This is a genomic window from Anthropogastromicrobium sp., assembly GCF_037349415.1.
GTDB classification, from domain to species: domain Bacteria; phylum Bacillota; class Clostridia; order Lachnospirales; family Lachnospiraceae; genus Anthropogastromicrobium; species Anthropogastromicrobium aceti.
Genome location: NZ_JAXWCK010000051.1, coordinates 24984 through 38982, shown reverse-complemented (window position 1 = coordinate 38982; position 13999 = coordinate 24984). Strand labels below are relative to the sequence as shown.

11 protein-coding genes are annotated in these 13999 nt (G+C 41.4%); 2 read left to right on the top strand and 9 right to left on the bottom strand.

Annotated elements, in window-relative coordinates:
• Positions 1 to 184: 184 nt before the first annotated feature.
• The 5 genes from WJP93_RS11785 to WJP93_RS11765 all read right to left on the bottom strand — a co-directional run bounded on the left by WJP93_RS11785 (position 185) and on the right by WJP93_RS11765 (position 7800).
• Complete coding sequence (locus WJP93_RS11785) at positions 185 to 3325, bottom strand: glycoside hydrolase family 38 C-terminal domain-containing protein (protein ID WP_337548491.1); 3141 nt, start codon at positions 3323 to 3325, stop codon at positions 185 to 187.
• A 32-nt stretch (positions 3326 to 3357) separates the two neighbouring features.
• Positions 3358 to 5358: a beta-galactosidase gene (locus WJP93_RS11780; RefSeq protein ID WP_337548489.1), complete on the bottom strand. Its 2001-nt coding sequence runs from the start codon at positions 5356 to 5358 to the stop codon at positions 3358 to 3360.
• 139 nt (positions 5359 to 5497) lie between these two features.
• Positions 5498 to 6388, bottom strand: a complete 891-nt coding sequence (locus tag WJP93_RS11775; RefSeq protein WP_337548537.1) for a 4Fe-4S binding protein — start codon at positions 6386 to 6388, stop codon at positions 5498 to 5500.
• A gap of 4 nt (positions 6389 to 6392) precedes the next feature.
• Positions 6393 to 6566, bottom strand: a complete 174-nt coding sequence (locus WJP93_RS11770) for a CD1871A family CXXC motif-containing protein (protein ID WP_262538128.1) — start codon at positions 6564 to 6566, stop codon at positions 6393 to 6395.
• Positions 6567 to 6576: 10 nt separating this feature from the next.
• Positions 6577 to 7800: a TlpA disulfide reductase family protein gene (locus tag WJP93_RS11765; RefSeq protein WP_337548488.1), complete on the bottom strand. Its 1224-nt coding sequence runs from the start codon at positions 7798 to 7800 to the stop codon at positions 6577 to 6579.
• A gap of 155 nt (positions 7801 to 7955) precedes the next feature.
• Between WJP93_RS11765 and WJP93_RS11760 the strand changes: the two genes are divergently transcribed.
• Both WJP93_RS11760 and WJP93_RS11755 read left to right on the top strand, forming a co-directional pair.
• The gene (locus WJP93_RS11760; protein ID WP_066557299.1) at positions 7956 to 8639 is read left to right on the top strand and encodes a response regulator transcription factor; all 684 of its coding nucleotides are present in this window, start codon (positions 7956 to 7958) and stop codon (positions 8637 to 8639) included.
• Between the two features lie 25 nt (positions 8640 to 8664).
• Positions 8665 to 9831, top strand: a complete 1167-nt coding sequence (locus WJP93_RS11755; RefSeq protein WP_337548486.1) for an ATP-binding protein — start codon at positions 8665 to 8667, stop codon at positions 9829 to 9831.
• Between the two features lie 4 nt (positions 9832 to 9835).
• Here the strand turns inward: WJP93_RS11755 and WJP93_RS11750 are convergent, their stop codons facing one another.
• The 4 genes from WJP93_RS11750 to WJP93_RS11735 all read right to left on the bottom strand — a co-directional run bounded on the left by WJP93_RS11750 (position 9836) and on the right by WJP93_RS11735 (position 13948).
• Complete coding sequence (locus WJP93_RS11750; RefSeq protein ID WP_337548484.1) at positions 9836 to 10675, bottom strand: phosphatidylserine decarboxylase; 840 nt, start codon at positions 10673 to 10675, stop codon at positions 9836 to 9838.
• A 9-nt stretch (positions 10676 to 10684) separates the two neighbouring features.
• On the bottom strand, positions 10685 to 11365 hold the full coding sequence (locus WJP93_RS11745; RefSeq protein ID WP_337548482.1) for a CDP-alcohol phosphatidyltransferase family protein: 681 nt from the start codon (positions 11363 to 11365) through the stop codon (positions 10685 to 10687).
• Between the two features lie 223 nt (positions 11366 to 11588).
• Positions 11589 to 12632 carry a lysylphosphatidylglycerol synthase transmembrane domain-containing protein gene (locus tag WJP93_RS11740; protein ID WP_066557312.1) on the bottom strand — a complete coding sequence of 348 codons (1044 nt, stop codon included), beginning with the start codon at positions 12630 to 12632 and terminating at the stop codon, positions 11589 to 11591.
• Between the two features lie 71 nt (positions 12633 to 12703).
• A complete protein-coding gene (locus WJP93_RS11735; protein WP_066557315.1) occupies positions 12704 to 13948 on the bottom strand; it encodes an aminopeptidase P N-terminal domain-containing protein in 1245 nt (414 codons plus the stop codon).
• Positions 13949 to 13999: the final 51 nt, after the last annotated feature.

Below are 13999 nucleotides of genomic sequence, written 5' to 3'. Positions count from 1 at the left end.
TTCCGCAATAATTTTATTCACTGTTTCCTTTCTGATACACTTATGCAGTTACTTGATATAAGAATTATACAATGTCTTTTATTACGCAAAAGGGGCAGTTTCCTGCCCCCTTTATCCAGCTTATAAAAACGCATTTAATACGCAATCATCGGAATGATTTCTGCCTTTTCATTTGCAGGCTCTTTTATGCCATAGCTTCCTCAATCGACAAACGAATCGTTTGAATCTGAAATGCACCAAACTCAAGCTCTAACATGCCGTCTTTTATTACTATCTCCTGCTCTTTATTTTCCAGCATATCACAAAGCCAAGCCTTCTTTGCATCAACATTCAGCAAAATCTGTGCTTTTCCCGCTGCCTTTTTAGACTCATACAGACGAAGTATCAAATCACCGCTTCTGTCTAATGCCGGCTTTATAGTATCTAAGACAACTGTGCCGCTCTTTACAGAAGCCATGCTAAATGTCGGCACACATCCCGGCACCAGTCTTGGCTTTTCATTTAGTTCATAGCCCTGCTTTACCACATCACATCCGACAAAATCACCTTTCCAAGCAGTAAACGCGTATGTAAAATGATGAACCTGATTATCTGCACGCATTTCTGGCGCTGCTGCTGCACGAAGAAGAGTTAGTTCTAACGCATTTTGATTCATGCTGATTCCATACTTGCAGTCATTTAATACGGCTGCACCGTGAGACGCATCGCACAGCGCACTGTATCTGTGATTGCATACCTCAAAACGATCTTTTTCGTATTCTCTCGAACGATGAGTTGGGCGCATTACATAGCCAAACTGCATCTCATTGATTCCATTTTCTGCATAAACCGCTACTGGAAATGAAGTCTTTAGCAGGCGATGTAGCTCTTTCCAGTCAATCGTTGTATCAAATTCGAGACGTCTGCTGTCCTTTGCCAGACGAATATACTGTGTATATGAAGAATTTCCAATCTTTCCTGTAACTTTAATGACTGCTTCTATTCCATCTGCCACAAGCTCAGTACACACATCAAATGCTCCTTCAAGCTCCTGCTCCCTATAATTTGAGTCGATATCCCATGCATCAAACATGCGTGGTACATCCTTATAAAAATGGAAACAATTCAAGGCATCTGCTGCAAACTCACGTCCTGATTCCTTTAGGACAAAGCTTGTCACCTCGCCTTTTTTGTTTATCTTGACGCGTACCTGTGAATTTTCAAGCACAATGCCGTCCGTGGTCTTTTCTGCTGACACAGCCTTTTGCTCCACATTTTTCTTCTTGTATGGAACAAGTGTAACAGCTCCGCACGGTGGGATTGTTACCCATGCCTTAACGCCAAACGGTGTCTTCTCAACAAAAACTTCCTCTCCTTCAAAGGTTTTTGCACCGTCTGCAAATGCTTCTGGAAGCTCTACCACCGTCTTTCTCTCAAAACCAAATGAGTTAAAGAGCGTCACATCATTTTCATTTTCTTTTGTTACAAGCTGACTCATATATATATCTGCCTGTTTATTTGCTGTCTCAATTACACCGCCAACAGCTTTCCTTGCTTCCTCGTAAACTCTTCCCATCGAGGAGCCTGGAAGAATATCGTGAAACTGATTTAACAATAATTCCTTCCAGAGAGCATCAGCCTTCTCACTGTCATATACATTTCCCTTACAAAGACCAAATGCTCCCCACATCTCCATCTCGCGAAGTGCAAACTCAGCACGTCTATTATTTTGCTTTACTTTTGCCTGAGAGGTGTAGGTTCCTCTGTGTGCATTAAAATACAGCTCACCTACATAAGTATTGACCGGTCCGCCCGCTTCGTCCATTTTCTTGAAAAAGCTCTTCGGATCAGACAGTTCAACTCTCGGTGCACCCTCAAGATTTTGTTCTCTTTTTGCATACTCAATATCGTCTCTTGTTGGACCACCGCCGCCATCGCCATAGCCAAACGGCAGCAAAAAGGCATCCAGATCCTGAAGCTGACTTCTGTTTTTCCACACTTCTTCAAGTTGCTTAGGATTAGTCTTATAAGTATAGCTTGTCGGAAGAAATGACACAATCCTACTTCCGTCTATGCCTTCCCAGTTAAAGTAATGATACGGGAATTGCTCACCCTCGTTATATGACCAAAAGATCTTCTGTGTTACCAGATAGTTGACCTTGCATCCCTTTAAAATCTGTGGCAATGCCCCTGTGTAGCCAAACGTATCTGGAAGCCACAGCACTTCACTGTCCACATCAAATACGTCCTTATAATACTGCTTTCCATACAGCAGTTGACGAATCAGTGCCTCACCACTTGCCATATTCGTGTCAGGTTCCACCCACATGGCACCCTCTGCAATCCACTGTCCTTTTTTGACAGCCGCCTTGATTCGCTCAAAAAGTTCCGGATACAGTTTGCGGCACATCTCATACTCTGCTGGCTGGCTCTGAATAAATTTATATTCTGGATATTCCTCAATCAGACGAAGCTGCGCCGCAAATGTACGCGCGGTTTTACGACCGGTTTCCGCAATCGGCCACAGCCAAGCCAAATCTAAATGAGCATTTCCCACTGCATAAAAGACTGGCATTGTCGAACCATTCTCGGCCTCTAGCACTGGCTTTAAAGCTTCACGCGCTTTTTTATAGGACTCAATTCTGGCATCCCGTTCCTGCTCAAAATCAACAATCAATGTAAACTGTTCCAATGCCTTTGCTATTTTTGCCGCTCTAAGGCTTGTCTTGTCAAGCACTTCAAGTAAACGTCCAAGTGTATCTACATCCATAAAAAGTTGGTAAGCATCTTCATTCCAAATTCCGTAAGTGCAGCGTCCTAATGTACGTCTCTTTCCCTCTTCTAATTTGTCTGTATAGGAACCCGGAAGCACTGGACCTGTCGCACATCCTCCTGTCGGTGCCTCTGGATAATAATGACCAGCATAGACCTCCATCATGATATCAAACTGCTCGTCTCCCTTTGCACAGCGACTTAACACATTGTCTACAATATAATGATGCGGCTCATTAACCCAAGACGCACGGTATGTACCAAAAGCCTTATCATTTACAAACAGTGTTGCCTCACCATCTGGCTTCAAATTCATCACAATACGTTTGCCGTTAGCTTCCTCACTTAGCTGAATGTGTCCCTTCATCCAACAATATTCATATGTATTTCCCCAAGTAAAACCTGGCTTTACCGAAATAAACTGCTCTTTTTTTGCCTCCCCAAGCGAGAGCTGTTCATTTGTGCGAAATGCCTCCCATTGAATCTCACCAAGTGGCTGATAAAAATCATCTTTAAGTGTGCGCACCCAATGACTGATGCGATCTCTCCATTCAGATTTCATCAATTTACTCATAATATTTCCTTTCTATTGAAAAAAATAACACATTAATACGCAATCATCGGAATACTTTCTGCCTTTTCATCTGTAGGCACCTTTGTGCCATCCGCAATCTCGTACATAACTTCGCTGCACTGCTTTACATAAGACGCCATATCCTGATATGGACGTGAGCAAATGTCAAACAAACCAATGTTATAATTTTCCCCATCAAAACGACCAAGAACAAACTGATCATAGCACTGGAAATAGTGGCAGCCAACACCATTTGGATGAGCTGCTACACGCTCGCAATAATAGCTGTATGCTTTTCCACGGTCTTTTTGTGTCAGCACACCCTCAAGTCCTGTCGCGGATAAACCTGTATCTAGTGCTCCAAAATGAAATTCACCAATCATAACAGGCAGATCTACACCAAGCTCTACAACATGAGATATTGCTTCTGTTGGATCGACTGCATAACAGTTAATGGAAAATACATCAAAATTCTCCCATCCCGTTGCAAGATCTGGATCGGAAATCCATGCCCATCTCATACCAAGAATCATATGATTTGGATCAACTTTGCGACATGCTTTTGACGGAATCTCAACATAAGCGCGAAGCATCTCTTTTGAGAATGTTTTCTGATCTTCTTTTGCAGCCTCAGATTTAGCTGATGCATCACGAATCGGCTGATACAGATCATCAAAATCAGTAAACTTGGTGTTCCATGCTGTGTTTAATGCCTCCACAGTCTGATATTTTTCTTTTAAGGCTGCAATCAGCTTTTCCTTACATACAGTGCGCTCTGGATTATATAGTACCTCGTCTGCCAGCACCAAATTATCCACAAATGCCCAGCTTGGCTCATTTCTAAGGAAATAGCCGATCATCATCGGATCGTCCTTCCTTGCTGCGAGTGCCTTTGCATTATTTTTCGCGTTTTCTTTATACTCATCACTTAATACATCTGGAAAATCACGGAAAATTTTCTTTTTTGTCTCCGGAAATTCTGGAAGTGAAGTTACATATGGTATCGGTGTATTGTCAAAAAGACGCTGATCACTCCAGTTTCCAAGCGTATTAATGCCCATCTGCATCAGCTGTCCTGCCATCATCTTCTTCCAGATCTGATACCAGTCTTCACCAAACACACGATACAAATTGGCGCCTGCATAGGAGAACATCTTTGCATTTCTTTTTCTATCCTTAAATACGCGGTCTGGAGAAAACATTTCTGCATATGCCGATTCTTTCTCATCCGGCAGCCAGTCCAGCCATTTTTCAATTCCATCAACACGACAGTCCACTGGCACATTCACGCAGTCTGGTCCCGCACTAAAAAACGCATAACCGTCCGGATCTGCAAGCCACCACTTGCCATCTGCCTTATATTTTGTAAAGAATCCTGTGCCCTTTGCCAGCTTTTTATTTTTCCAGCCGCCCCATTTTGACCAATTTTCAAATGGATAGCCTTGTTCGCCGTCCTTGACTTGTTTTTCAAGAATGCTCTTTAACGACTCAATATCTTTTGTCTTGCCTGACCATTCCTTTCGCTTATTCTGTCCAAGACTATCGACAAGCTTAACATCCGAAAGCTTAACATCTTCTGGGTATGTATCCGTTAATGCCATGTTGCTGATACGCACGGTAATATCATGAAATACTGGAATAGTCTTCATCTCAATACGTGTAATTTCTTCCGGCACAATTCGTCCGCCATGGCAGACAATCTTAAGCTCACCCGGAAGTGCCTCTGGAAACAGCACACCAGCTTTAAACCACTCCTTATCCAAACAAATCTGTGTTGTAATCTGCGGCAGAATGCCAAAACGAATCGTCATCGTTGGCTCATCATCCTTGCCATACACATACACATTGAAAGCATCACAATGTTCCTCAAGTGTCTCAATCTGAAACATAAAGTAACGCTCATTTTTCATTACATCCCATGGCAGCACAATACCCGCTCCATCCTTTGACAGTTTCAATAAAGCACTGTCTTTCTCCTGCTCTAAAAGGGATGCCCCACTTGTTAACATCTTCACGTCAAATGAAATCTTCATCGCTTTTTCTCTCCTTTTTCTCTCGTCAAATTTTTTCTAACACCAGATTCATTCTCAATGTTATAAGGTTCACTTTACGCTTTTTCACAAAAAAAGGCAAGGCTTTTTTAGCCTTGCCAGATGTAAAATTATTCTAATTTTATATATTATTTTTTTCCTTACTTACACCACAACTAATGGCTCCTGTTGGACAAGCCTGCTTACAACGTCCGCAGCGAATGCACTCTAGGCTGTTTGCGTTTACAACAGGATCTACCTGCATACGACAAACCTTTGCGCATTTTCCACAGCCAACACATTTTTCTTTGCTGACACGATATTTGAAAAATGATACTTTGTTGAAAACGGAATAAAATGCTCCAAGCGGACAAATATATTTGCAGAATGGTCTGTAAATTATAATTGAGAGAATGATTGTTACAACCAAAATCGCATTCTTCCAAACATACAGAGCACCAAGTGCACTGCGCATTGATTTATTTAACAGTGCAAGCGGTATACCTCCTTCTAGCGTTCCTGCCGGACAGATGAGCTTGCAAAAATATGGTGCACCCTGTCCCATAATGTCCACCAAAAACATAGGAAGCAAAATAACAAACACAGCAAATATTACATATTTCAGCTTGCGAAGCAGCTTATCTCCCTTAAAGGTACGAATTTTTTTTGGAAATGGGATTTTATTTAACAGATCCTGTATCAGTCCAAATGGACATAAAAAGCCACAGATCAGTCTTCCAAAAATGGCTCCAATAAAAATCAAAAAGCCAACAACATAATAAGCCATCTTAAAATTCCAGCTGCCCACAACAGCCTGCAAAGAACCTATTGGACAGGCTCCGACAGCTCCTGGACAAGAATAACAGTTGAGTCCAGGTACGCAGACATTTTTTAATTTTCCCGTGTAAATTTTTCCTGTTACAAAGCCTGATACATGGCTGTTTGTCAAAAATGCCCACACTGCCTGAATGCCATGGCGCTTTGCATCACTTACTTTATTTGTTTTTTTCTTACTTGTTTTTTCCTGAGCCATTTTCTTATCCAATTCCTATACACTCCATACAAATATTAATCGCCTTAGTAAATACAACTGCCATCTCACCGCGAAAAATACCAAACGCCATCATCAACAGTCCGACCACTGCCAGACAAAGTCCTGTCCATTTGGAGTCCAGGGCTGCATTCGCCCTAGACACCATTTTATTTTGCATTATTTTCATATCAATTATTTTCCTTGATTGCGCTTAACTCTTTTTCCACAATTTCCTTCCACTCTTCAAGTGTATGGCTTCCAGAATATGTTTCGCCTACAATGTTTCCATTTTTATCTACAAAGAAGGTTTCCGGGAATGCGGAGATGCCCTGAAGACGTCCATTCATCATATTCTTGTCCGGGATCAGGAATGGATAGGTAGCCTTTGTCTTTTCCTGAAGAAGCTCTGCCTTTTTGATGGCCTGTTCGTCCTGATTGCCTTCGCTGTCTGCCGTATCTAATACAACACCTGTTACACCAACGCCCTGATCCTTAAGCTCCTGATACAGCTTCTCAAGCTCCGGAATCTCATTAACACATGGAGAGCACCATGTTGTAAATACATTTACCAGTGTAAGATCATACTCACTAAACATATCCTCAGTATAAGTTTTCTTATCAATACCTGTCATCTCAAACTTTCCAACATTATCGCCATCCTGCTGCACCATATCGATTGGCTGATCGAATGCGGACATCTGCTGAAATTCTGCCATGTCAGTCAGCTCTGTCTTTGTCTTTTCTAATTCCTTTTTCAGCTTCTTATCTGCATCCTTGCTAATACTTAAATAATACTCATATTTTCCATCACTGCTCTCGCCAAGCTTTGTGTGCTCTGTGCAACCAGTCAGTTCATCTAACTGATCTGTCACATCTGTACTGTATACTCCAAGAGTTCCAATCTTTCCAAGACTCTTTACCCAGTCATCATAGCCAGTTCCCATTTTCTCAATGACAGCATCACGCTGCTCTTCTGTCATTGTATACCAGCTAAATAATGCATAAGAAATTGCATCGCCTTCCTCATTCCAGTTCTCATCTGTCAGCATTGCAACCTTTCCATCTTCCATCTGCTTTAACAGCTTATCTGTTAATGTAAAATTCAGACCCATGAATGGAAACTCATAAGAATCCTGAACCTTCCAGGAAATCTCAGATGGTGTAAATGTTCCAGAGATCATATCGGAGGAAACTGCTTCTCCTGCCGGGACTGCTTCTCCTGCCGGGACTGCTTCTCCTGCCGGGACTGCCTCTCCTGCCGGGATTGCCTCTCCAGTCGTTGTCTCCTTGTTGCTATCATTCTTTGCTGCAAATACAGGTGCTGCAAATGCACCTAAGGATGATACTCCAATCACACCTGCTGCTAAATATGCCTTTACTAATACTCCAATATGTAATCTATTTCTTCTCATTTCTTATGATCCTTCCTTTCTTTGTTTTGATCTGAGGCGATTATAACATACGCTGTATAAAATCAGTGTTAAGAAATTTTATTTTTTAACAACTATTTTATTATTCGTATGATATACTTTAAAAAAATAACTATTTTTGAAAGGGGAATGAAGATATGCATATTTTAGTAATCGAAGATGAAGCACAGCTTTGCAGCTCTATCGCTGAAGGACTTCGCCTTGATGGATACGAGGTGGACACCTGCATGGACGGAAATGAAGGACTAGATCTTTGTCTGACAGAACCATTCGATCTTATTTTGCTTGACCTTAATCTTCCAGGAATGGACGGTCTTTCCATTTTACAGCAGCTTCGCGCTGAAAACTCATCCACACCAGTTATCATCCTTTCTGCCAGAACTCAAATTCAGGATAAGGTGGAGGGACTTGATCTTGGTGCAAATGATTATCTTACAAAACCTTTCCATTTTGAAGAGCTTGAGGCTAGAATACGAAGCCTCACACGGCGCAAATTTATTCAGGAAAATATCTGCCTGACTTGCGGCCGCATATCATTTGACACAAAAACAAGACTTGCCCAGATTGATCATATGCCACTTTCCCTAACGCGAAAAGAAAGCAGCCTGTTAGAATATTTTCTTCTTCATCCAGATCGGGTAATCAGTCCTGAAGAATTGATTGAGCATATCTGGGACGGAAGTGTCAACAGCTTCAGTAATTCCATCCGTGTTCATATCTCATCGCTTAGAAAGAAACTTCGCGCAGCTCTTGGATACGATCCTATTCAGAATAAGATAGGCGAAGGATATCTGCTTAACGCAGACTGCTGTAATGATTAAACATTTAAATAAGGAAAGGATTCTTATGACTCACACACAAAAAAAAGCGCCTCTGCGCTCCTTCTTTGCAAAAATGACGCTTCAATGGCGTCTTACTGCGCTGACAACACTTCTTGTCACAGTTGCCTGCATTTTTATGTATTTTTTTATAAGTCATTCTGCCGTCTCTGGAATGGATGATCTGCACGATTACGCGATCCATATTGATCAGAATGACTCTTCCCCTATCACATTTCAGGTTGATCCATCTATGCTGTTTCCGCAAATTAATGATCAGCTTGCCCAGACAAAGCAGCTTTTCATGATCAAAAGTCTTGCCGTAACCATTGTTGTTATTTTAATAAGCAGTCTGTCAACTTGGTTTCTTACACGTAAAAGCCTTGCTCCGCTTCGCAGCCTCAGTAAAAAAATTTCTGATATTCAGGCACAGAATCTTTCTGTTTCCATTGATGTTCCAGAAAGCCATGATGAAATTTCTAAGCTGACAGAAGCCTTTAATCAGATGCTTGCCCGTTTGAATAACGCATTTGACGTTCAAAAGCAGTTTTCTGCCAACGCAGCCCATGAGCTTCGAACTCCGCTTGCTGTAATGCAGACAAATCTTGAAGTATTTTCCAAAAAGAAAGAACCTTCCGTTTCAGAATACCAGACACTTTTTTCCACGATTCTTGAGCAGACAAACCGTCTTAGCCATTTAGCTTCGATTTTGCTTGATATGACTGGAATGCAGCGTGTAAAACGCTCTGATACAATAAGCCTTGCAGCACTCGCTGATGAAGTTCTCTGTGATCTTGCACCAATTGCTGATCAAAAGCAGATTAAGCTTTCCCAATCTGAAACAGACTGTATCGTCACTGGAAGCTATCTTCTTCTCTACCGTGCTGTTTTTAATCTTGTTGAAAATGCAATCAAGTACAATCATCCCGATGGAAGTGTGCACATTAATATAAAAGATGAAAATGGATTTGCTTTAATTATCATCAAGGATACAGGAATTGGCATTGCTCCTGAAAATCAAGAAAAAATCTTTACACCTTTTTTCTGTGTTGATAAATCAAGAAGCCGCACAATGGGCGGTGCCGGTCTTGGACTTGCATTAGTTGCCGAAATTGCACAGCTTCATAATGGAACAGTTTATGTAAGCGAAAGCGACAGCGAAGGAAGTACTATCATCCTTAAGCTGCCGCTGTAAAAAATCATCGCTGATTATTAACTTTTCCTATCTTTTCTCCCTGTCTTATACGCGTTTCTTCTCCCCTGGCGCTTCGGTACAAAATATTCTTTCTTGGAAGAACAGCACCTTTTTGCGTCAGAAGTATAATGGTAGAGCCGCCAAATTCAAAATATCCTTTTTCCTCGCCGCGAGTCACATAACCTGGCTCTGCTTCATGGTTGGTAATTCGTCCAACCATCATTGCACCGACTTCCATCATTAAAATCGTGCCAAATTCCTTCGTCTTAATAATACAATACTTTCTGGTGTTTTCCTTATATACTGGGCAATGTTCAAGCGCAATCGGCTGCACCGTATGGAAAACACCATTAATTGTGCGCTCATGAGAACGTCTGCCGCTCACTGGATAAATATAGCGGTGATAATCATCTACACTTAAGCGAAGCTGCCACAAAATACCGCCTTCAAACTGTTTTGCCAGTTTTTCATCACGAAGCAGACTCTGTACTGTATACTGACCTTGTTTGATCAAAAAGCGTGAATCATTCGTGATTGGAAAAATCGTAAGCTTTGCATCACATGGACTGATAAGTATATCATCTCCCTGCGCCAGTAATCTTGCATCTGGTTTTAGCTTTCTTGTAAAGAAATCATTATAGGAAGAAAAACTTGTTTTTTCAAACTCTGACACATCAATATTTTGTGACTTTATAAAGCCAGAAACAGCAATCAAAGATAATCTGCTGTTCATCACACATCCTGCCGCCTTCGATACGGCCGGACTGACAAGAATACGAAGAAGCCTATTTCCAACTGATGTTGTATATAAAAATGTTAAAAGTCTGCTTGTTTTTTCTTTCATAATTTTGTCTTATCCTTTTTTGTGTTTCCAGAACATTAGATCAGATAAATTCCAGCCATAATATTCCTTCCAGTTAAAGCAAAACAGAAGGTACAGAACAACTGCTGCCACAACAATGATCAGCACAGTAAGCTGTTTGTTGTTCGGCTTTGGAAATTTAAAATTAAGTACAAATAAAAGACCGGTAAGCAGCATCGCAAGACTCAGCACGATCTCAAAATTATCCTGACACAGATTTGAGATTGCATACAAAAATGGTAAAATGACTGCAATAGAAGTAATCGGAAGACCCTGATAATACTTTCTCTTTTCATCAGTCTCCTGCTGACGCTTCTCTTCCATTACATTATAATATGCCAGACGAATCAATCCCGCCAGACAATAAAAAATCAAAATTGAAACTTCCCACGGTGTCTGCATTCCTGAAAACCAACAGATAATTACAGGGCAGACGCCAAAGCAGACAATATCACAAAGCAAGTCTATCTGAATGCCAAAGCGTTTCTGATCCTCTGTTCTGTTTTTCTTTGTTCTGGCTACCTTGCCATCAAATGTATCAAGAAGACCAGACATACCCAGAAAAAAGATTGCCCAGCCTATTCTTGCATAGCAGGCACTAATCATTCCCAAGATTGATGATGCCAAGCTTATGTATGTCAATATTACTGTATAATCATAAAATCCTATCATTGTATCCCTCATAATCCATCCTGTGAACTGCCAGTCAAGCGGATATTCGCAATCCGCTTCGCTACTTGCTCATAACCAAATAACTGCTTCGCAGTTTATCAGGAGGGGCTTGTACCCCTCCTGATACAAGCAAGTCCCCACCCACTGCTTATTGCTCTTCGCAATTGAAGCAGGGGACTTCCTTGATTTGTTAACATAAGCGCATATCTGAGTCCGGATTTTCTTATTTTACTTTACTTTTTTTGTGTTCACGCACCTGAAATACTACCACAGCTACAAGCGTAAATATTGCTGATAAAAACAGCTCACTGTAATAGCCAAGTCCACGGCTTAAAATCAGTCCCGGAATCAAAAGTGCCTCCCCAAATACTTTTTTAAAGATCACCATAAACAATCCCTCACTGATACCCATTCCACCTGGCAGCGGAAGCATATCAACTGACACCGATATAACAGCCTGTAAAAACATGACCTCAAAAAAATTCATACTGTTTAAAGAAAACGCGCGATAAACAAAATATGTTACAGCAAACATTGCAAATCGCTGTACAACCGTGATTACAAAAACTCTTGCAATCATCCCCCAATGACTGCTCATAAACTCGGCTGCCTCATGATAATGATTCATGGAGCGCTCTATTTTATCTAAGCGTTCTTCTTTATGTTTTAAAATGTGTATCCGTTCCAGAAGCTTTGCTCCGAGTATTAATGTCTTTTTGGCAAATGACGGATGAAATACGACTACGCACATAAGTATCACACAGCCGACATTCAACAAAATGCCCAGATAAAAGACCCATCTCGCTTCTGCCACATACTCTGCTAAAAATCCCCCTGCAAACAGCCACAAACCTATGCCCACAACGACAAGTACAAACTTATACGTAATCGTGACAACAAGCAAAATAACCGTTGCTATCGGAACAGGAATGTCTTCCTTTTTCATAAAGTAAATCTGCATCGGCTGTCCACCCGTCGCTGACGGTGTGACGCAGCTAAAGAAAAATCCAACCGCTGAAAAAAGAAAACAAAACCTTTCCTTTACATAAATCCCGTAGCAATCCAGCATATGCCATATGACAATACTCTCGCCAGCGATAAAAAATAACACAAGCGGGACTGCTGGAATTAGCCACAGGATATTACATTCTTTAATTGCATCTTTAAGTCCTGAAAGATCCTCCCCATGGAAAACACCATACAGTGTCAATCCTATAATTACAAAAAACAGGATAGCGTCTATCAATATTTTCTTATACTTTTTCACCTTTTGGCGCCTCCTTGGATATGAATAATTTCATTCTATCAAAAATTAGAACCCTTCGCAACAAGAAGTTATTACTTGTGTGCCTCTGCCATGAATGCTTCGATTTCATCCGGGGTGCGCATTACGTCCTCAGACAGGCACTCGCATCCGTCTTCCGTGATCAAAAGGTCATCTTCAACACGGATTCCGATCTCCCATTCATCAATGTACAGACCTGGCTCATCTGAGATAACAGCACCTGGACGAAGCTTGCTGTTTGAGGCAACACTTACATCATGAACATCGATTCCAAGATGGTGAGAAACACCGTGCATGTAATATTTTCCAATCTCCTCTTCCTTCTCAATCAGCCCCATACGAATGCAGCCTTCGGCAAGAACCTTCTTACACACATCATTTAACTCGCGAAGTGTCATACCCGGCTTTGCTGTCTTTGCAACAGCGCGGTTTGCAGCCAGCACAACCTCATAAACCATACGCTGCTTTTCAGTAAATTTACCGTTTACAGGATATGTTCTGGTGATATCAGCGCAGTAACCCTTATACTTCGCACCCAGATCAAGAAGAAGCAATGTATTATCCTTGCACTCGCATTCATTTGTTACATAATGAAGCATCGTTCCATTGATACCGCTTCCTGCGATAGTATGGAATGCAACGCCGTCAGCACCATTTCTCTTAATGCTGTACTCAAAATCAGCCTGTGCCTGATACTCCATCTGACCTGGTGTCAAGTTGGTCATCAAATTCTTTAATCCGCCGTCTGTAAGCTTGATTGCCTCACGAATCAAGGAAACCTCATCCTCATCCTTCTGCATTCTCATCTCAGCGATGATCGGCGCACAATCCTTCACGCGCACACCCGGGTACTTCTGTGCAAACTCGCGTGCTTTCATCATGTTGTAATCTTCAAGATCATCGATATCATGACGGTAAGTATCAAAATATACGGTATAGACATCCTCTCTTGTCAGCATACGGTTTATGATACCTTTCTCGGTGTCGATAAAGCCAACCTTCTCGATCTGTGCCTGCGCCTTTGCCTCATCGACGGTCATCTTCTTTCCCATCCAACGCTCGCGGTCTGGATCAGCCTCCTCAATAAGAAGCGTCTCTGTCGGCTCCTCAGTCGCATTATCCAAAATTAACATCATATTCTCGCGGCGAATGCCTGTAAGATAAAAGAAGTTTCTGTTTGCCTCAAATGGTGCATACTCATCTGCACTCACATGATGTCTCACTCCTGAATAAAGGACCAGAACAGAATTTTTCTCCATCTTTGATAATACTTCATCTCTGCGCTTTTTATAATTCATTTCTTCATACCTCTTTTCTAATTTTTCCAAGCAAAATTTGAATACTCTTTG